The organism is Flavobacterium pedocola (assembly GCF_053764385.1).
The window spans coordinates 1-344 of sequence record NZ_JBSNCR010000032.1; the positions used below are offsets into that span (position 1 = coordinate 1).

The following is a 344-nucleotide window of genomic DNA, read 5'->3' on the forward strand; positions in this document are numbered from 1 at the left end:
AATATAACGTTAGCTACTACAGGCGCTACAGGTGCTACATTTGCAGGACTTCCTGCAGGGGTAACCGGATCATGGGCAGCTAATGTCGCTACCATTAGCGGAACGCCAACAGCAGCAGGAACGTTTAACTATACGGTAACTACTACCGGAGGATGTCCACCGGCTACAGCTACGGGCACTATAACGGTAAATCCACAAAATACCATTGCAGTGGGAACGAGCCAGACGGTTTGTATCAATACTGCAATTACAACGATCAATTTAGCTACTACAGGTGCTACAGGAGCTACATTTGCAGGACTTCCTGCGGGGGTAACCGGTTCATGGGCCGCGAATACAGCTAC

At 49.4% G+C, this 344-nt stretch carries 1 pseudogene; it reads left to right on the top strand.

What is annotated here, in order from left to right:
* Positions 1–344 (top strand): annotated as a pseudogene (locus ACWPKD_RS15255) (hypothetical protein); the annotation flags it as partial.